An 18,486-nucleotide genomic window follows, 5' to 3' on the forward strand; every position below is an offset into this window, starting at 1 on the left:
ATATTCACCTCCTTGATATTATTTTATAGGTTAATATATTTATATATTAGAACTATAGCTGACAACTAACATAGCCTTAGTACATGGCTTTTGAACAAGGGCTATGTTAGTTGTCAGTTAAGGGGTTAAGTATCAGTATGCAAATAACAAATCTATTAAGCTTTAAAAGCCTCCTTTAACCAATCGAGTATTGGTTAAAGGAATGCTCTCGAATTTATCATTTCTTTTACACACGTGTTTCTTGTAGACTGAATTTAGTTGGACGATCTACCAGTAGACTTTGATCCAGTAGATGAGCTTCCAGAAGATGAATTACCTTTTTTACCTTTTTTTCCATTCGAGCTACTAGAAGACGAGCTTCCAGTAGACGTACTTCCTGAAGATGAGCTACTAGAGGACGAGCTTCTAGTAGATGTACTGCTTGTAGACGAACTACCAGTGGATGTTGATCCGGTAGATGTACTTCCTGTTGACGTTGATCCAGTAGATGAGCTTCCAGAAGATGAACTACCTCTTTTACCTTTTTTACCTTTTTTACCTTTTTTACCTTTCGAACTACTAGAAGACGAACTTCCAGAAGACGAACTTCCTGTAGATGTACTTCCTGTAGACGAACTTCCTGTAGATGAGGTACTAGAAGACGAGCTTCTAGTAGATGTACTGCTTGTAGACGAGCTACTTGTAGATGTGTTTCCAGTAGACGAGCTACTTGTAGATGTGTTTCCAGTAGACCAGCTAGCAGAAGATGGATTACATTCCATTTCTTTCATAACGGGCACCTCCTTAATAACAGATTTAGTTTTATATTACGCAAGGGATTTATTATGGTGTGGACAATTGCCTTACTAAGCAAGAAACTAAAGCTTGAATTTTTTTATTATTAGAAAAAAGCACTAATATGGTCTCCATTGGAAGGCAGAAAGTTTAATGGGATAGGTTGCTGAATTTTTAATTCCCCAGACTCTTTGAAATTATGTAAGTTAATGAGGGGTCCTTTCAAGTGTCCACTCTGCAGCGTCCATATTCATCCTCGAGTAATTTATAGAATAAATGCGTGTTGAAATAAGAAAGAAAAACGGCTACCAAGATATAGGTAGCCGTTATGTTTATACATATGCATTTTCAACTGATTCATTGTTCATAAAATAGTTTTGATTGAAGTATATCTAGAGCACGATCAATTTCTTGTAAATCTTCTTTTGAAGCATTTTGTATTCGATTTAGAAAACGTAATTCTATGGTTGCAAAAGCTTGGTTCATCATGATTTCTCCTTCTTTCGAAAGACAAATAAATTGTTTTCTGCGATCTTCTGTATCAGTTAATTTTTCAATTAAATTTTTTTCAGTTAATTTTTTTAACTCACGACTTGTATTTGGCATAGATATGTGTTGACAATCACTAATTTCACTAGGAGTAACAGGTTGGCTAACAGTTATATATTCAAGAATTTTATATTGAACAGGTGTGATTGAATCTGATTTAGCGCTTTGTGTTAATTCGTGTGTCACCTGATGAACAGAAGTTAAAAATGTAATACATTTGTTAAAAAGAGCATTTTTGTCCATAATCATCACCTCGTACTAATAACATAACAAAAAAGTTATCATAAAACAATTATCAATTGACAACTAAAAGTATATAGTGCTATTATTTAGTTATCAAATGATAATTAAAAGGGGTGCAATTATGAATACGCTAGTTATTTACACATATCCGAATCATAAAAGTTTAAATTATGCATTTTTACAAAAAGTAATTGAGGGAAGTAATGAAAATCCTAATATAAAAGAGTTACAGGTATTAGACTTATATGAAGAGGGCTTTAATCCGCTGCTAGTATTTAATGAAAATAAACGAAGACGTGACATGTATCGCGAACCAAAATTAGAAAAGTATAGAAAGCAAATTACCTGGGCTGATAAAATAATATTTGTTTATCCAATTTGGTGGGGAAGACCTCCCGCAATGCTATTGGGATACATTGATCAATTATTTGCAGCAAATTTTGCCTACAAGGATAAGAAAGGGTTATTACCAGATGGTCTATTAAAAGGGAAGTCAGTTGTGTGTATTTCTACCATGAAGGGACCAACCAATTATCTGTTTTTCTGGTTAAATAATGCACATAAAGTTTTAATGAAAAGAGCTTTATTTAGTTTTGTAGGAATTAAGAAAGTGAAGTTTTTTGAATTTGGTAATATGGAAAACTCCAAAGGGAAACAAACAAAAAAACTAGACAAAGTTTACCGATATTTTAAAGAAATAAATTGCTAAGAGAATCAATTTCATAATTCCAATTTACATAAAAAAACACAAACAATACTAAAGGAAACTAAAAAAATATACTTTTACACGGAATAAAGTATAGTTGATTTCCGCTATAGGCGGACGCTTTCCGCGGGGTGAGCGATAAGCCATCACCGCCGCTACGCGTCGTTTGTGTTGTCTTATCTGTCTCACTCATTCCCGCTGGAGTCGCCGCCTGCCGCTTCAATCAACGAAGTTAAAAATGTTCGTATTTTAATGACAAAGTACTATTTATGAAATTAACTCAAGAAATTAATATTTAAATAGAAAAGACGTTCACTATCTATAAGTGAACGTCTCAGCTTGAGGACAAAGGTATTTTTATTAAACGGTTATGAATAATAATAGATATTCCTAAAGAGGTTGCTTTATATAATTAAAAGTAAAGATAGTGGATTTCTACAAGGAATTGTTTTTAAGGCAAGGACCCACCACGAAGACTCCTGTGGGAACAGCTTGAGCAGAAGACCCCGCAGGAACGCTTGAGGAAGGAAGGCTAAGAACGCCGCGTCCTGCGGCAACGCCTTCATGACCAACCTCATGTTGGCCCGAGGCTGAAGCCAAGCCCACGGAAAGCGAAGTGGTGGTCCTTGCCGAATTTAAAATACAACTCTATGCACCCAAAATTGAGTTTGTCTACAGTCTGGGATGTTCACTGTCTATAAGTAAAAGTCTTTTTGCATTATTTTGTATAGTTATCAAAATAACCTTGGATGAAGACAATAGGTGTTCCTTTATCACCGCTTCCTGATGTTAAATCAGATAGAGAGCCGATAAGGTCAGTAAGTCTTCTAGGTGTAGTTCCTTGTGCTTCCATAGCGCCTACAAGATTAGAGCCTTTATTTGTAATATATTGAGAGATAGCTTGTTGAAGCTCTTCTCCTCTTAAATCAGCAAAATTATTATCCGCAAGATATTTTAGTTTAATTTCGTTAGGTGTTCCATCAAGGCCAGCTGTATAAGCAGGAGATACCACTGGATCAGCAAGTTCCCATATCTTACCTACTGGGTCTTTGAATGCTCCGTCTCCGTATATCATTACTTCTACATCTTTGCCTGTCTTTTCTTTCATCTTTTGTTGAATATTATCAACTGTTGGCTGGCAATTACGTGGGAATAGCTTAACGGAATCCTCTGTTGATTTATTTGAACCTAATAAACCATATGCTTCATTACATCCACTGCCATCAATAGACTCTGATAATATGTTATCCAGGCTAAAGATTTTTTCTCCGCCGTTTGCTCTTAATATTTTCTTCGTTCTAAATCTTGTATGAATATCACAAGTAAGAACATTTTTTGTATATTCTAAAATGGTCTTTGGATTATTAGAGAAGATAACTTCACATTCCACACCATACTCTTCAATTAAAGACTTATAATAATCAATATAATCAACACCAGTAAAAGGATGCTTATTGAATCCAAAGTGGTCACGGAATTGTTTTTCTGTTAAAACGTCTGTCCAAGGATTAACACCTTTTTCATCAAGCATGTCTAAATCTACTAAGTGATTTCCAACTTCATCAGATGGGTAGCTAAGCATTAATACAATTTTTTTAGATCCTTTAGCAATACCTCGTAGACAGATTGCAAAACGATTACGACTCAAGATAGGGAATATTACGCCTACTGTATCATCTCCAAATTTTGAGCTAACATCTTTTGCAATATGATCGATCGTAGCATAGTTCCCTTGAGAGCGTGCAACGATTGATTCTGTAACGGTAATAATGTCTTTATCGTTAATGTTAAAACCTTCTGCTTCAGAAGCTTTTAGTACGCTATCTACAACAATTTCCTCAATATTATCGCCTTGATTGATGATTGGGCATCGAAGACCTCTAACAACTGTTCCAACTACTCTTTCCAAAATAATCTCTCCTTATAGCAATAAAAGTTAATATAAGTAATGTTTCCTCTTGTACTATACCTCAATTGAATGGTATAAGTGAAATTAATATATGTAATATCAGGTATAAGGAGAGATTATATGATAAGCAAATTAGACTTATATAAAGTATTTTGTAAGGTAGCCAATAGCAAAAGCTTTTCAAAGGCGGCAAAGGATCTCTTTATGACACAACCAGCTGTGAGTCAAGCAATCATGCAATTAGAAAGAGAATTAGAAATACGTCTATTTAATAGAACATCGAGAGGGGTAACGTTAACAAATGAAGGAGCTCTACTCTTTGAATATGCCAATTCTGCGCTTAACCTTATTCACGCTGGAGAAGAAAAGATATTAGAGCATAAGAATTTAACTACGGGGAAACTAAAGATAGGTGTAGGAGATACGATTTCAAGGTATTTTTTACTTCCCTATTTAGAAGCCTTTCACAATGAATATCCCAACATTAAATTTAACATTGTAAATGGTACAACAGTAGAAATTTGTTCCATTTTAAAATCGGGAGGAGTCGATATTGCCATTTGTAACTTTCCGATTGAAGATCCTACTTTAGTGTTAAGACCATGTATTGAAATCCAGGACATTTTTGTTTGTGGGGAGAAATATATGAACAGGTTATCTAAACCAACAAGCCTAGAGGAGTTAGTGGAATTGCCTTTAATATTACTAGAACGAAAATCAAATTCCAGAAAGTATGTAGAAGATTATATGCGTTCCAAAGGCGTTGCGATTTCACCAGAATTTGAACTTGGCTCACATGATTTATTATTAGAATTTGCTAAAATAAATTTAGGAATAGCCTGTGTGACAAAAGAATTTTCACAGGACTATATAAATAAAGGCTTACTATACGAAGTAAATCTAATGGAAAATATACCGAAGCGAAGTATAGGAGTATGTTATTTAAAAAGTGTACCTCTATCACCAGCTTCCACAAAGTTTGTGGAGATAATAGAAGAAAGGTAAGGTAAATAAGCCCGATAATATTTTAGTAATTATCAGGTTTAATTGAATCAATTTCATAATTCTTAATTACATAAAAAAACACGAACTATAATAAACGAAGCTAAAGAAATATATATTTTACAAGGAATAAAGTATAGTTGATTTCCGCTATAGGCGGACGCTTTCCGCGGGGTGAGCGATAAGCCATCACCGCCGCTCACGCGTCGTTTGTGATGTCTTATCTGTCTCACTCAACCCGCAGGAGTCGCCGCCTTCCGCTTCCATCAACAAAGTGATAAATGTTCGTATTTTAATGACTAAGTACTATTTATGAATTTAATTCAAATATATTGTTTTTCTTAGTTTAAACTCACAATATTCAAATCTTGTCCTTGCAAATATTCAATAATTCTTGGTAATGCGTCTATTACAGCTTGTGATTCATGTAGTAAGATAATAGATCCAGATGCTTTAGTATTAACAACATTCTTAAAAATTTCATTCGCATTATTACTTTTCCAATCTTCGGTATCCGAATTCCAAAGAACCATCTTACTATTTGTTAAATTCATTAAGTCTATTGTTGTTTCATTTTTGATACCATAAGGTGGTCTAAAGAGAGTAACTTTCTCCTGAATTATTTCTTCAATTAAGCGATTTGTATGTAAGATTTCGTACTCTTGTTTTACGGAAGGTAATTTTGCAAAATTAGGGTGGCTCATAGAATGGCTGCCAATTGAGTAACCGTTAGCTTGTACATACTGAACGGAATCAGGATGCTTCTCTACATTATTTCCGATAAAAAAGAATGTGCCACCGACACTATATGTCATTAATATATCCGTGATTTCTTTTGTGAATTTGGACGGCCCGTCATCGAAAGTAAGCGCTACATTACCTTCCTGGATATTAAAGTTAATTACCTCGTTTAATTCTTCTGTTGGAAATGCAGATTCTTTTACTGAAGTAGTTGATTCATTAGAAGGCTTGGTTTTCTCAACACTGCTTCCTGTTATAGTTTCTGTCTCTTCTACATTTAAAATGTTCTCTTTACTCATACTTTCTGACTTTACATTTGTAATTTTTTTTATTTCTACCTTATGTAAAAAACTGTTGTCTACACTAATGATTGTCAGTATACACATTAGTGCTACAGATATCCAAGCAAACTTCCTGTTAAACTTTTTAGGAGCTACTACTTCTGTTTCCAATAAATCAATTAGTGAAGGGGTCTCAGATAAGGGTGTTACAATACTAATCTGAGTAATGTGTTCGTTGCATTTAATAGCTTTTAATCCATTGACGTAAGCTTCGGAGCAAGGGAAATAAATTTTTTCACTTTGATCTTTATAAGTTTTCGTTAAGAAACTTATATAGTGATTTTTATTGGAATCCCATGAACTATGGAAAGATAATCTGTACTTGTATTGTCCACCTAGTACAGTTAATGCCTTTAGATGCTCCGCTGTAAATTGATCGATTTCCCAAAGTAGTTCCACATCGTGCTCAGTTGATAATCTTACTCTCAAAACAGATTGATCAAATTCTATATTGAGTGATAATAATTCAAGTATTTTTACTAAATAGACTGACATAGTTGTCTCCTCTCTCTACTTGTAAATGGAGAGTCTATCTTAGATTATTCTTTGTTAATATTAGTTTTAGAAGTGAAAGAGAAAGACATTCGCTCTGTAAAATCATTAATTGTTCTCATTAATTCCTCTTTTTCATCAAGGATTTTTACATATTGCTCTGAAAACTTTTGATTTTCTACTTCTAGGTTTCTAATTTTTTCTTCTAATTCTCTAATAGCTAACATATTTTGATATTGAATATTAGAGGATTCTTCTCTAAGCATATTGTATTTATTAATTTCTTTCTCCAATTGAGTGGAGATTTTTTCAAAATCGGAACTAGAATTACTTTGATATTCTTTATAATCTTCTAGCAGTTGGTCATAGACCATCTGTTTATTCGTAAGATTACTTTCTAATGTACGAATTTCTTTATTCTTATCCTGAACAAGCTGTTCTTTCTTTAATAAATCATGCTTTAAACGGCTAATCGTCTCATTTGCTGTATGTAACTGACTTTCGAGTCCTTCGTTTTTATATAGCGTCAATTGTCGATCATTTAGTACATTTTCTAGAGAAACGATTAAATCTAAAGATAATTTATCCTGATTATCCTTTGATAATGTATATATTTTTGTAGAGTTTGCTGGAGGAATAAAATCTTCCATATTACTAAACTCCTCAATTAGTTCAATTGAAACTTCTTTGGTTTCATTTTCTATTTGAGGATTGGAAAGAACGCCTTTAAACCAGCCCATGGGCTTATTCTTATTATCCTTAGTCATAATTTCATCTCCTGTAATTTAATATTTTCCATTAATTGCAGCCAATTAACAAAATAAGCTGGATAGTAAGTAGTATAATAGTAATTAGTATAAATTAATTTATAATACTCCTATAAACTACGAATGTCCTAATTATATTGTATGATTACTTCAAATATTGTCAACATAATATGAAGAAATTGTAAGATATTATCGAAAAAAGTCATTTTATTATCTATTATAAAGATATAAAGTCTTTCTGGAATAATTGGATTTATTATGGTTGGCACAATTATTTATTAAAACAGGTAACATTTATCCATTGATTCTTTTTCATGCAATCCAAAACCTAATTCAATTTCTAGGTGATGAGGATTCTAGTGCTATTACGGACATTACTATAATTTCTATATTATGTGTAACTGCTTTTTCTTCCGCCTTCTTGTTTGATAAAAATAGAGTAGATTCCAAGTTACTGATAAATCATTTATGAATTGTCATTTGATGTTCACTAATTAATTTGAGAACATCTTTTTTTACTTGCACTGGATACACTATTAAGGTAGCATTACTAATAATTTCACAATATATAGGTGTATATATTAATAGAATAAAAAGCATTATTGCTTGTAAGTTGTAATCTAGAAGGTGAGTGGTTTAAGTATGAAAACAATAACAGTAGAAGATATTGTTCGGAAATATTCCTTTGAAGTGTTAACAGGTCACGATCAATTGCATCGTCCGTTAAAACAATCGAAAGTACGACGTCCTGGTCTTGAGTTTATGGATAAATTCGATTTCATTGCTACTGAGCATGTCCAAATCTTAGGGAAGAATGAAATAAATTATTTACATACACTGACAGATGAAGAATGTAAACTGCGCATTGGTAATATCGTTCAATACGATCCTCCGTGCATTATCATTACATCCGATCAAGAAGAACCGCTGGGATTAATTCATTACTGTGTGGGAAAGGAAATACCAGTTTTACGTACACATGACTCGACGAGTGAGGTAAGTGCGAAACTGGACGCATTTGTCGTGAAAGCAATGGCACCGGAAATTGCGATTCACGGTGTATGTGTGAATGTCTCCGGAATTGGTATTCTATTGCGAGGCAAGTCAGGTGTTGGAAAAAGTGAAACTGCCCACACATTGATAGGACGTGGACATAGACTAGTGGCGGATGATGTCATCGTGTTGAAGAAGTTAAGTCCACAAACCCTTCTTGGATCACATAATGAAAAGAACAAGGAATTTCTCGCGTTAAGGAGTATCGGATTATTGAATGTCGTTCGTCTTTATGGAAGAGCAGCATTTCAGGAAGAAACACGAATAGCACTTGATATCGAATTGACCAAGTGGGAACAAAATACCCTGAATAACGACTTGGAGTTGCAAACGAAATTTACCGAATATATGGGTGTTCAAATTCCGCATATTCAAATTCAACTACAACCAGGTCGTGATGTTGCTGGTTTAATAGAAGCAGCGGCTAATAATTGGTATTTAAAACAACAAGGTTATAGTGCTGCGGAGGAATTTGTGAAACGACTCGAGGAAGACTTCGAATAGTCCAAACCAAACTAATAGTAATAACTATCCCTATCACTACATTCCTTATGTAGTGATAGGGATAGTTTTGTTTAAACGAGTGCACATAAAAAAGTACAAAAATATTTCATTTAGAACCTGATGCCAAAGAGTAGGGAAGAGGAAAAAAGACATCCTCTGTTTTGGAGGATGTCCCGTGATGTTCTCAGTCAACCGTAATGGAAAGTTCTTTTAAAAGGACAGATGGTGCACCAAAACCACCTGGGCTAAAGTATAAATCTGATGCAATTTCTTCGATATCCCTCATAAAATCGAAAAAGTTACCTGCTATTGTCATCTGTTTTACAGGGGAGGCAATTTTACCATCTTTAATATGAAAGCCCGTAGCTGCAACGGAAAAATCTCCAGAAATCGTATTCGTACCGGAATGAAGACCAGCCAAGTCCGAAATAAGGACACCTTCAGTTAGAGAAGAAATCAATTCTTCCTTCGTTCTTACTCCTGGTGCAATATACATATTCAGTGGTGCAATGGAAAGTGTACTTTTATAAGAAGATTTATGTGCATGGGCTGTTGTTTGGACACCTTCTATTTTTGCCGTTTTTCTGTTATGAAGGAGCGTTTCTAGTATACCATTTGATATGATAGCCTGTTTTTTTGTGGCTACACCTTCTCCATCAAAATTTGATCCCGCAACTGCATCCGGATGAAATGGATCATCAAGCAGGGTAAAGGAATCAGATGCAATTTTTTCTCCAACCTTCCCTTTTAAAAGGGACAGACCCTTTTGTGTATTTTCAGCTGAAAAGATGGGCGTAAACGTTGCAAGAAGGGATGCTGCTGCATTATGTCGCATAATAATTGGATATTTTCCTGTTGGAATTGATTTCTCCCCAAGATTCGACAACGCTTCTTCTGCCACTTCTTTTGCAATTTCATCCGCATCGAAAGAATCAAAATTACGTGTTACTTTATAGGTACCACCTGTCTTCATTTCTTCTCCATCTTTCACGACTGCGGAAATGAAGATGATTAGGCCGTTCTTTTTTTCTTTTAATGAAAGGCCTTTACTGTTTGCCATCACACGATCTCCAGAAAAACTTTGCAGTGCGCAATAGTTGAGCGAGACAATCCGTGGATCATATGAAAGGACTTTCTTTTCAATGGATTTAATTAGTTCAATTTTTTCAGGGATTTGTACATTTGCAAGCTCTTCGCTGTAAAAATCATAACCCACGTATTCTCTGCTTCCTTCGAAAATATCGGTCCCGTCATCTTCGTCAAGCACGTCTGCATTCGCTTTCGCTCGCTCGATTAAAAATGGTATGGAATCGTCATCCATTTTTTCTGTATAGGCGTAACCCATTTTTCCGTTATACAGACCTCGTAAACCAAGACCTCCATCTTCAGAAGTTTCGTAGCTATCAATTTCCCCTTCAAAAATCATACATTGGAATGATTCAGTACGTTCGTAATAGACTTCAGCTTCCTTGAACCCTGCATCCATCGCCTTGTTTAGTAACTCTTCCTGGAAGTCAGTAATATTCATCTTTTATTCCCCCTTTGTTCCACCGACAGTTATTTCACTAATACGAATCATTGGCTGACCTACATTTACTGGGAGGCTTCCACTTAACGCGCCGCACAATCCAGCACCGTGTGCGAGATTATTGCCGACACGGTCTACAAGTTGCAATGTTTTCGCGCCATTTCCGATAAGTGTTGCACCTCGAACCGGACGTTTAATCTTGCCATCTTTCACGAGATAGGCCTCCATCACTGCGAAGTTGTAATCGCCTGTTGCTGGATTTACGGAGCCACCCCCCATATATTTTGCATAAATGCCGTTTTCCGTAGACGCGATAATTTCTTCCGGTGTAGAAGTGCCAGGTGCGATATACGTATTGGTCATACGAGAGGTAGGGTTGAAACGATACGACTGGCGACGGGAAGATCCAGTCGCTTCTGCATTCATGCGACGAGCATTAAATTTATCAATGAGATAACCTTTTAAAATTCCATTTTCAATCAAGATATTTTTACGAGTTTTTTCACCTTCATCATCAATAGCAAGGGAACCCCATTCGTTCGGGAGTGTACCATCATCGATATAGGTCACGATATCAGGTGCAACCTTTTCACCAATCCGATTCGCGAAAACAGAATTATTTTTAGCAACAGAAGTCGCTTCCAGCCCGTGTCCACATGCTTCATGGAAAATAACACCACCGAATTCATTATCGATAATGACTGGAAACTTCCCACTAGGACATTCATCCGCACCAAGCATCGTTACTGCAATACGAGCCGCTTCGCCTGCATAATGTTCGAGATCTAGTTTTTCGATAAATTCAAACCCTGCATGTGCACCTGGCCCATAGAAACCTGTTTGCATTTCGACGCCATCGGAAGCGGTCGCTTGAATGGAAAGTCTACTATGGACACGTGTGTCTTCAATGAATTTACCTTCGGAATTTGCAATCAGAACATTTTGTTCTTCGTCAAAATAGCGGAGAGCGACCTGCCGTATACGCTCATCATAATTTCTCGCAATCTCATTTGCCTTTCTCATGATGGCAACTTTTCTAGCATTTTCGACATTTTGTGGCATTTGAACAATTTGGTGTATAGGATTAAATGTTTCTTTTTGAAGTGGATGAATGATTCCTTGTGCTCCACTATTAATTGCAAGTGCTGCGCGTTTTGCTGCTAATAGCAAACCTTCTTCGGAGAAATCAGTCGTATAGGTATAGATGCTTTGGAGACCCGAAAAAATACGAATACCAATGCCAAAATCACGACCAGATATACTTTTCTCTATTTTTCCACTTTGCAATTCTATTGTGTTCACATATTTATCTTCAATGAACACTTCTGAGAAATCGCCGCCTGTTGAGAGAGCGGCTTCTAGTACGTTTTCAATTATTGATTGTTTGATCATTTTCTCTTCCCCCTTACTTTGGATTATATCTCACCTTATTATTGGAACACACTTATTATATTGATTATTTAGTATTTTTAGTATTTTTAATTTGCATCTATCTTTTTTTGAAGGATTTAAATGAAAAGTGGAGAATAATTATTAATAGGAAAATATTAACTTAACTGAGTTTGAAGGGATAAATGAATTTAGGATTTGTTCCTATTAGCTCGTCTGGGGTCTCGGAAACCCGTTTTTCCGCAGGAGTCTCGTGGATTTTCGTCACAAAATATATGCTTCTAAAAAACAACAGACTAATTTAACAGAGTCTAGTGTTATGGCAGGGGAGAGTTTACGTCTAACTCCGATTATCGAAAAGAAGGTGAAGAATTGAGATTAATATTACCAAAAGAATATACTAAATTTTTCTGGGCAGTATTCCCATTCGTTCTACCAATGGTTTCCATATACACATTTTTTTATGATTGGAAATTTCATTTGTATTACTTTAATGAATTAGAAGATTTTGGGTCACTTTTATTTGCTCTAATTATTAGCATACTTCAGAGTGCCATTTATACATTCTTGTTCTGGGTAGTTTTTAAGGTAGTACAAAAAGTTACGATACCTATAAAGAAATAAGAAACCGAGGGGAAAAAATGATGAAGTCAGTAAAGGTTTATCATTATGATGCATTTAGTAAAGATCCCAATAGAGGAATCCTGCAGGAATCACACGTGTTGATTAACCAAAAATTACCTAGTAAATTACCTAGTAAATTGCTTATTAAAATGGTGATAACAAACTAGGCACTCTATGTATAGGTGCTTTTGGAGTGCTTGGAACTGAACGAGTTTAATACCATTACCTGGATTTCTTGATGCGGAGGGATGCGACAAAGTCGCATCCCTCCGCATTTTTTCGATAATCATGTGGTAGTCGTTCATCCGTAACTCTCAATAGCTACTTGTAATAGAAGTTGTTTAGGTGTGGTTGTTTTGGGTCAATTTAATAAAACAGAAGAAATTAATGATCTTTATAAGGAGAGAGCTTCATTGAAATACAATAGAATTCATTATTTTGTTTTATTAGTTACATTTTTTCTTATACTTGTTGCATTTTCAAATGGAAACGTGCAGAAATACGTTCAAAAGAGAAATGATTCAAAAGCTGAGAATCACCAAATTCACTGGTCATACGAAGGATATACAGGTCCTGACTATTGGGGAGAATTGGATCCATCCTTTTCCGCATGTGTAAATGGTAAAGAGCAATCACCAATTAATATCGTGACTTCGCAATTAATAAAACCTGAGGAAACAGAAAATATGAAGATTCAGTATGAGTCAACTACATTCAACATAGTGAATAATGGCCATACGATACAGGCAAATGCAGAGGGTGCCAAGAACTCAATTACATTGGATGGAACTATCTATAAGCTTCATCAATTTCACTTCCACACGCCAAGTGAACACCTTTTTAATGGGCAAAGTTTTGATATGGAGCTGCATTTCGTTCATAAAAGTGATAGTGGGGGTTATGCCGTATTAGGATGGATGATCAAAGAAGGAGCGGAGAGTACAATGTTATCCAATATGTGGAAGAACCTCTCTAAAACAGAAGAAGATACTTCTTTCGTGACAAGGATCGATTTATTAAGCTTACTTCCTGCAGACAAAAATTCTTTTCACTACAACGGATCTTTCACAACTCCTCTTTGTACGGAAGGTGTAAAGTGGGTTTTATTGGAGGAACCTCACGAAATGTCAAATGAGCAAATAGCTGCTTTCCAAAGTATATTCCCTATTAATCATCGGCCAGTTCAACCGTTAAACGGACGTGAGGTATTAGTGAAAGGTATCATGTTCATACACTCTACTGAATAGTTTTAGAGCTTGGTACAAAATATGATTACTAGTTGTCGGTGGTTGTGATGTCAGTTTTGCAAAAATGATAGTAAATAATAAAAGGGCATCGTTCTAATGGAACGATGCCACTTATTTTTTTCGATCAATCGCCTTTTTTCATAATAAAACTAAGATGTCTTCCGCTTTGTTTGTCTTGACGATAAGAGAAACCATCTGGGCTTAAATACGTACAGGTTGGATCGATGGTAATTTGCTCAGTCGAGATACCTGCCAACTCACATTGCTTTTTCACGGTTTGCTGATTGTCGATGTGATACTTGTTGGTTTGGTTATTGTAATACATAAAATCATCCGCATAGCCAAGGTTTTTAAATTTTACATACACATCTTCATCAACTTCAAACTTTTCCTGGCTTAGCGCTGCACCAATTTGGACACGTAAATCACTCGGGTTACAATGCTCCACTTGTTTTAGATGCTCAAAAAGTTTCAAGGTAATTTCTTTGACTGTACCTTGCCATCCGGAATGTACAACGCCAATGAGGCCATTCACTTCATTGTAAAAAAATACCGGGACACAATCGGCGGTAAAGCTACATAATAAAAGATTTGGCTCATACGTATATAGGGCGTCTGTATCCGCAATTGCGGTATCCAAACGATCAGCGCCGCGCCCTTTGTCAGCAAGCGTAACGTGTTGGAAATTCGAGCTATGTGTTTGATTGGCACAAACGAAATTATCCAGCTCACAATGCAAGGAAGCAGCTAATTTTTTGCGATTTCTCACTACATTTTCAGGGTTTTCACAAATGTGGAGAGCCATATTATTGAATTCAAGTTCGGCTTCATCTTTAACGGTCATCCCTGCTATTAGATTCTCATTATTTAAGTAAATAGTTGTTTTCATATCATCACCTTGCTTTAATATATACGAATCTATGGCTGATGTATAGGGCAGTATACCAATGGTTTTTCTGGAGGCTATCGAAACTATTATTAAGTGTCATTCATAAATTATATTATCATGTCATAATATTCTCTTCCTAAGCCAAGATAGTATCAAAAACTCGAGGAAAGGAATGCAGGAAACCTTGTCTAATTTATGGGAATCCATATATCCAGGGTGTAGCGAATATACAAGAAGCGGCAGTTGTGAATAACCAAGAAAATCCAAATGGAATGGAGTTAATTTTGAGACTTTATGTGATTGTAGCAGAGCATCTAGGAGTTTTATCTACTACTAATGACCTTCTAAAATTTTGCAATTTATTTATTTCGTCAAAAAAACATCGCAACCTTTGAGATTGCGTGCAGAAAAATAGTTTCTCAAAAGATGAAAAGTGAGCATGCATTGTATTTGCATTACAATGCACACTCACTTCTTGATTCCTTATTCTTTATTCATTACGCTATGCTTTCTACCATAAATAAAATAGACAAACAATCCAAATGCAAACCAAATCCCGCATGCAATCCATGTATGAACAGAGAGTTGAGTAATTAAAAATAGACATAAAATGAAAGAACAAATCGGTAAAATTGGGAAAAATGGTACTTTAAAACCACCGGCTGGTATACTTTTATCTTTCCTTAAGTAAATAATTCCGATTGAAACGATTGTAAATGCAATTAATGTTCCCATGTTCACTAATTCTGCCAGTTTAGACAATGGAATGACGCCAGCACAAAAAGCTACAAGTAGGGCAAACGTCCACGTATTTTTAACTGGTGTATTATATTTTTTGCTTAACTCACACATACTTTTTGGAAGCAATCCATCGCGTCCAAGCGCGTAAAGAAGTCTTGTTCCTCCATATAACATAACAAGTATAACGGTTACCATCCCGACAACAGCACCAAGTGAAATCACGCCAGCCACCCAATCTAGGTGAATTAGCTGCATAGCAAAGCTGACTGGGTCACTTACGTTAAGACTTGTATAAGAAACCATTCCAGTTAAAACAAACGAAACCGCTATGTAAAGTAATGTACACATTAATAATGAACCAATAATTCCAATTGGCAAATTACGTTGTGGATTTTTTACCTCTTCAGCCGCTGATGAAACAGCATCAAACCCAAGATAAGCAAAGAAAACAAGGGCTGCCCCGCTCATAACTCCACTTATTCCGAACGGCATAAATGGCTGCCAATTAGTAGGCTCCACATAAAAAATACCTACTCCGATAAATAAAAGAATAACACCTACTTTAATAAATACCATGATCTTATTAAGCTTTGCAGATTCTTGTATCCCGCGCGTTAATAATAAAGCAATGGCAAGTACAATAGCAATAGCTGGTACATTTACATAAGTTCCATCTGCTGGATTAAAAGGACCTGAGATTGCCCTCGGAATGGTGATATTAAATCCTTCTAAGAAAGCTGATAAATAAGAAGACCAACCAGTTGCGACCGAAGCAGCTGCCAAACCATATTCTAAGACTAAAGCCCAACCAACTAACCAAGCGACTAATTCTCCAAATACAATATATCCATATGTATAAGCACTACCAGTTACTGGTATAGATGAAGAAAATTCTGAATAACACATACCTGCCAATGCACAGACAATTGCAGCTATAATAAATGAAAAAACAATTGCTGGTCCAGAATGACTCGCAGCTACTGTTCCAGGAAGGATGAATATACCTGTTCCAACAATAGCACCAACCCCAAGCAACACTAAGTCAAATGCGCCTAGCGTTTTCTTTAGTTGGATATCTCCACTTTTTTTCAGTAATGCTCCGACACTTTTTCTCCTGAATAATACATTTTTCACATTTAACCCTCATTCTTCTTAAAAATATGTTAAAATTCTATACGTTTACTCATTAAAGGTCAAATGAATTTGTCGATTTTCCATGAATTTTGTCGAATAATAAGTTATTTTGAAGTCAAATGGAGCAGCAGTAGCAAAATTAGTTTACGCAGTTTGGCACATATCTATCCTTATATGAAAGAGCTATTTTTCGAAAACGATTTAAACAATAACAACACTGCAATGGATTTGGTCCTTTTAGAAGCGTATACAAACGGAGAAAATATATAGTAGATAATAGCGTGTTTAGATGATTCAAGGAGAACCTTATTGAAAAAATGGGGAAATTTAATAGTCAAGCAATGCCAAATGAAACATCTTTTCCGTCTTTTGAAAGTGTTTGAGTCCATAAAAAATGAATTGCATTGACTTAAATATCGAAAAGTTAAAGAAAAAAGACCTCAGCATAATTGTTGAGGTCTTCAATAATTAATGGGGAAATAGCATTATTTCAACTCCACAAGTTCGGGTAAAACTGTAAAACTTGCTTCTGTTTTCTGTTTCACTTCATCTATTGTCACGCCTTCTGTCGTTTCTATAAGTACCATTCCGTTTTCTGTGAAGTCAAACACTGCTAAATCTGTAATTAGTCGATGAACAACTCCTTTACCTGTAAGAGGCAACGTACATTCTTTTTTAATCTTTGATTCACCGTTTTTATTTACATGTTCCATCACGACAACAACCCGTTTCGCGCCATTGACGAGATCCATTGCTCCACCCATTCCTTTGACCATTTTCCCTGGAATCATCCAATTGGCTAGATCGCCATGTTCAGATACTTCCATACCTCCAAGAATGGCAAGGTCGATATGTCCGCCACGGATCATCGCAAATGACTCGGCGCTGTCAAAAAATGAAGACCCAGTAACTGTTGTAATTGTTTCCTTACCTGCATTTATTAAATCTGGATCCTCTTCACCTTCTAATGGGTAAGGACCAATGCCAAGTAAACCGTTTTCTGATTGTAATAAAACGTTAAAATCAGTCGGAATCTCATTGGCGACAAGAGTTGGAATCCCAATTCCTAAATTTACATTCATACCGTCTTTTATTTCGTGTACAGCTCGTTTCACTATTGATAAACGTGTATCTCTCATCATAATTCGCTCCTTTTTACGCCTTGACAACTGTTCTGCGTTCAATTCGTTTTTGATAATCTTTTCCAACTAAAAGTCGCTGCACATAAATACCTGGTGTGTGTATTTCATCGGGATTCAGTTCACCTGGTTCGACAATTTCTTCTACTTCTGCAATAGTTATTTTCCCAGCCATTGCCGCAAGCGGATTAAAGTTGCGAGACGTTTTTCGGTATATGAGGTTGCCTAGTGTATCTGCTTTCCACGCTTTTACTAATGCAAAATCGGCCACAATACCTTCTTCAAGTAAATATGTTTTTCCATTAAATTCTTTCGTTTCTTTGCCTTCTGCAATTAATGTACCTACACCCGTCGCCGTATAAAAACCTGGAATACCAGCTCCACCAGCTCTCATTCGTTCGGCAAGCGTGCCTTGTGGTGTCAGTTCTACTTCTAGTTCACCACTTAAATATTGCTGTTCGAAAATTTTATTTTCACCGACATAAGAGGAGATCATCTTCTTAATTTGTTTATTCGCTAACAAAAGCCCTAGACCCCAATCATCGACACCGCAGTTGTTACTATAGATAGTAAGATTCTTCGTACCTTGTTCACGAAGTGCTTGAATTGTTATCTCTGGTATACCACAAAGCCCAAAACCACCAACAATAAGTGATGAGCCGTCTTGAATATCTGAAACCGCTTCCAAAATTGAATTCATTACCTTACTCATAT

General features: G+C 35.8%; 19 protein-coding genes. 9 read left to right on the top strand and 10 right to left on the bottom strand.

The window, feature by feature from the left end:
* Positions 1–258 precede the first annotated feature (258 nt).
* Entirely contained in the window at positions 259–849 is a 591-nt protein-coding gene (locus MHH81_RS05555) for a hypothetical protein (protein WP_340918855.1), read from the top strand.
* A 282-nt stretch (positions 850–1,131) separates the two neighbouring features.
* Here the strand turns inward: MHH81_RS05555 and MHH81_RS05560 are convergent, their stop codons facing one another.
* A complete protein-coding gene (locus tag MHH81_RS05560; protein ID WP_340918857.1) occupies positions 1,132–1,566 on the bottom strand; it encodes a MarR family winged helix-turn-helix transcriptional regulator in 435 nt (144 codons plus the stop codon).
* Positions 1,567–1,687: 121 nt separating this feature from the next.
* Here MHH81_RS05560 and MHH81_RS05565 point away from each other — a divergent pair, with 121 nt between their 5' ends.
* Positions 1,688–2,275: an NAD(P)H-dependent oxidoreductase gene (locus MHH81_RS05565; RefSeq protein WP_340918860.1), complete on the top strand. Its 588-nt coding sequence runs from the start codon at positions 1,688–1,690 to the stop codon at positions 2,273–2,275.
* Between the two features lie 715 nt (positions 2,276–2,990).
* Here MHH81_RS05565 and MHH81_RS05570 read toward each other — a convergent pair.
* Positions 2,991–4,181 (bottom strand): coenzyme F420-0:L-glutamate ligase, encoded by a 1,191-nt coding sequence (locus MHH81_RS05570; RefSeq protein ID WP_340918863.1) that lies wholly within the window; start codon positions 4,179–4,181, stop codon positions 2,991–2,993.
* A gap of 120 nt (positions 4,182–4,301) precedes the next feature.
* Here MHH81_RS05570 and MHH81_RS05575 point away from each other — a divergent pair, with 120 nt between their 5' ends.
* A complete protein-coding gene (locus MHH81_RS05575) occupies positions 4,302–5,186 on the top strand; it encodes a LysR family transcriptional regulator (protein ID WP_340918864.1) in 885 nt (294 codons plus the stop codon).
* 338 nt (positions 5,187–5,524) lie between these two features.
* On the opposite strand, the gene MHH81_RS05580 is transcribed toward MHH81_RS05575, so the two are convergent.
* Together MHH81_RS05580 and MHH81_RS05585 are read right to left on the bottom strand one after the other, a co-directional pair.
* On the bottom strand, positions 5,525–6,760 hold the full coding sequence (locus tag MHH81_RS05580; protein ID WP_340918866.1) for a polysaccharide deacetylase family protein: 1,236 nt from the start codon (positions 6,758–6,760) through the stop codon (positions 5,525–5,527).
* Positions 6,761–6,804: 44 nt separating this feature from the next.
* Positions 6,805–7,524, bottom strand: a complete 720-nt coding sequence (locus MHH81_RS05585) for a hypothetical protein (protein ID WP_340918868.1) — start codon at positions 7,522–7,524, stop codon at positions 6,805–6,807.
* A gap of 262 nt (positions 7,525–7,786) precedes the next feature.
* On the opposite strand from MHH81_RS05585, the gene MHH81_RS05590 reads away from it, so the two are divergent.
* A complete protein-coding gene (locus MHH81_RS05590; protein WP_340918870.1) occupies positions 7,787–7,996 on the top strand; it encodes a hypothetical protein in 210 nt (69 codons plus the stop codon).
* 170 nt (positions 7,997–8,166) lie between these two features.
* Entirely contained in the window at positions 8,167–9,081 is a 915-nt protein-coding gene (gene hprK, locus MHH81_RS05595; protein ID WP_340918872.1) for an HPr(Ser) kinase/phosphatase, read from the top strand.
* A 184-nt stretch (positions 9,082–9,265) separates the two neighbouring features.
* On the opposite strand, the gene MHH81_RS05600 is transcribed toward hprK, so the two are convergent.
* Both MHH81_RS05600 and MHH81_RS05605 read right to left on the bottom strand, forming a co-directional pair.
* Complete coding sequence (locus MHH81_RS05600) at positions 9,266–10,609, bottom strand: TldD/PmbA family protein (RefSeq protein ID WP_340918874.1); 1,344 nt, start codon at positions 10,607–10,609, stop codon at positions 9,266–9,268.
* Between the two features lie 3 nt (positions 10,610–10,612).
* Complete coding sequence (locus MHH81_RS05605) at positions 10,613–12,001, bottom strand: TldD/PmbA family protein (RefSeq protein WP_340918877.1); 1,389 nt, start codon at positions 11,999–12,001, stop codon at positions 10,613–10,615.
* A gap of 369 nt (positions 12,002–12,370) precedes the next feature.
* On the opposite strand from MHH81_RS05605, the gene MHH81_RS05610 reads away from it, so the two are divergent.
* The 3 genes from MHH81_RS05610 to MHH81_RS05620 all read left to right on the top strand — a co-directional run bounded on the left by MHH81_RS05610 (position 12,371) and on the right by MHH81_RS05620 (position 13,869).
* A complete protein-coding gene (locus tag MHH81_RS05610) occupies positions 12,371–12,622 on the top strand; it encodes a hypothetical protein (RefSeq protein WP_340918879.1) in 252 nt (83 codons plus the stop codon).
* A gap of 17 nt (positions 12,623–12,639) precedes the next feature.
* A complete protein-coding gene (locus MHH81_RS05615) occupies positions 12,640–12,789 on the top strand; it encodes a hypothetical protein (protein ID WP_340918882.1) in 150 nt (49 codons plus the stop codon).
* A 189-nt stretch (positions 12,790–12,978) separates the two neighbouring features.
* The gene (locus MHH81_RS05620; protein ID WP_340918884.1) at positions 12,979–13,869 is read left to right on the top strand and encodes a carbonic anhydrase; all 891 of its coding nucleotides are present in this window, start codon (positions 12,979–12,981) and stop codon (positions 13,867–13,869) included.
* A 124-nt stretch (positions 13,870–13,993) separates the two neighbouring features.
* Here MHH81_RS05620 and pgeF read toward each other — a convergent pair whose 3' ends face one another.
* Positions 13,994–14,758, bottom strand: a complete 765-nt coding sequence (gene pgeF / locus MHH81_RS05625) for a peptidoglycan editing factor PgeF (protein WP_340918886.1) — start codon at positions 14,756–14,758, stop codon at positions 13,994–13,996.
* A 245-nt stretch (positions 14,759–15,003) separates the two neighbouring features.
* Between pgeF and MHH81_RS21285 the strand changes: the two genes are divergently transcribed.
* Positions 15,004–15,153: a hypothetical protein gene (locus MHH81_RS21285; protein WP_445678069.1), complete on the top strand. Its 150-nt coding sequence runs from the start codon at positions 15,004–15,006 to the stop codon at positions 15,151–15,153.
* An 88-nt stretch (positions 15,154–15,241) separates the two neighbouring features.
* Here MHH81_RS21285 and MHH81_RS05635 read toward each other — a convergent pair whose 3' ends face one another.
* From MHH81_RS05635 to MHH81_RS05645, 3 genes are all read right to left on the bottom strand, one after another.
* Complete coding sequence (locus MHH81_RS05635; RefSeq protein WP_340918889.1) at positions 15,242–16,633, bottom strand: amino acid permease; 1,392 nt, start codon at positions 16,631–16,633, stop codon at positions 15,242–15,244.
* A 485-nt stretch (positions 16,634–17,118) separates the two neighbouring features.
* On the bottom strand, positions 17,119–17,772 hold the full coding sequence (locus MHH81_RS05640) for a CoA transferase subunit B (RefSeq protein WP_340925128.1): 654 nt from the start codon (positions 17,770–17,772) through the stop codon (positions 17,119–17,121).
* 16 nt (positions 17,773–17,788) lie between these two features.
* Complete coding sequence (locus MHH81_RS05645; RefSeq protein ID WP_340918892.1) at positions 17,789–18,484, bottom strand: CoA transferase subunit A; 696 nt, start codon at positions 18,482–18,484, stop codon at positions 17,789–17,791.
* Positions 18,485–18,486 lie beyond the last annotated feature (2 nt).

Source organism: Psychrobacillus sp. FSL H8-0484, from assembly GCF_038005325.1.
Taxonomy (GTDB): domain Bacteria; phylum Bacillota; class Bacilli; order Bacillales_A; family Planococcaceae; genus Psychrobacillus.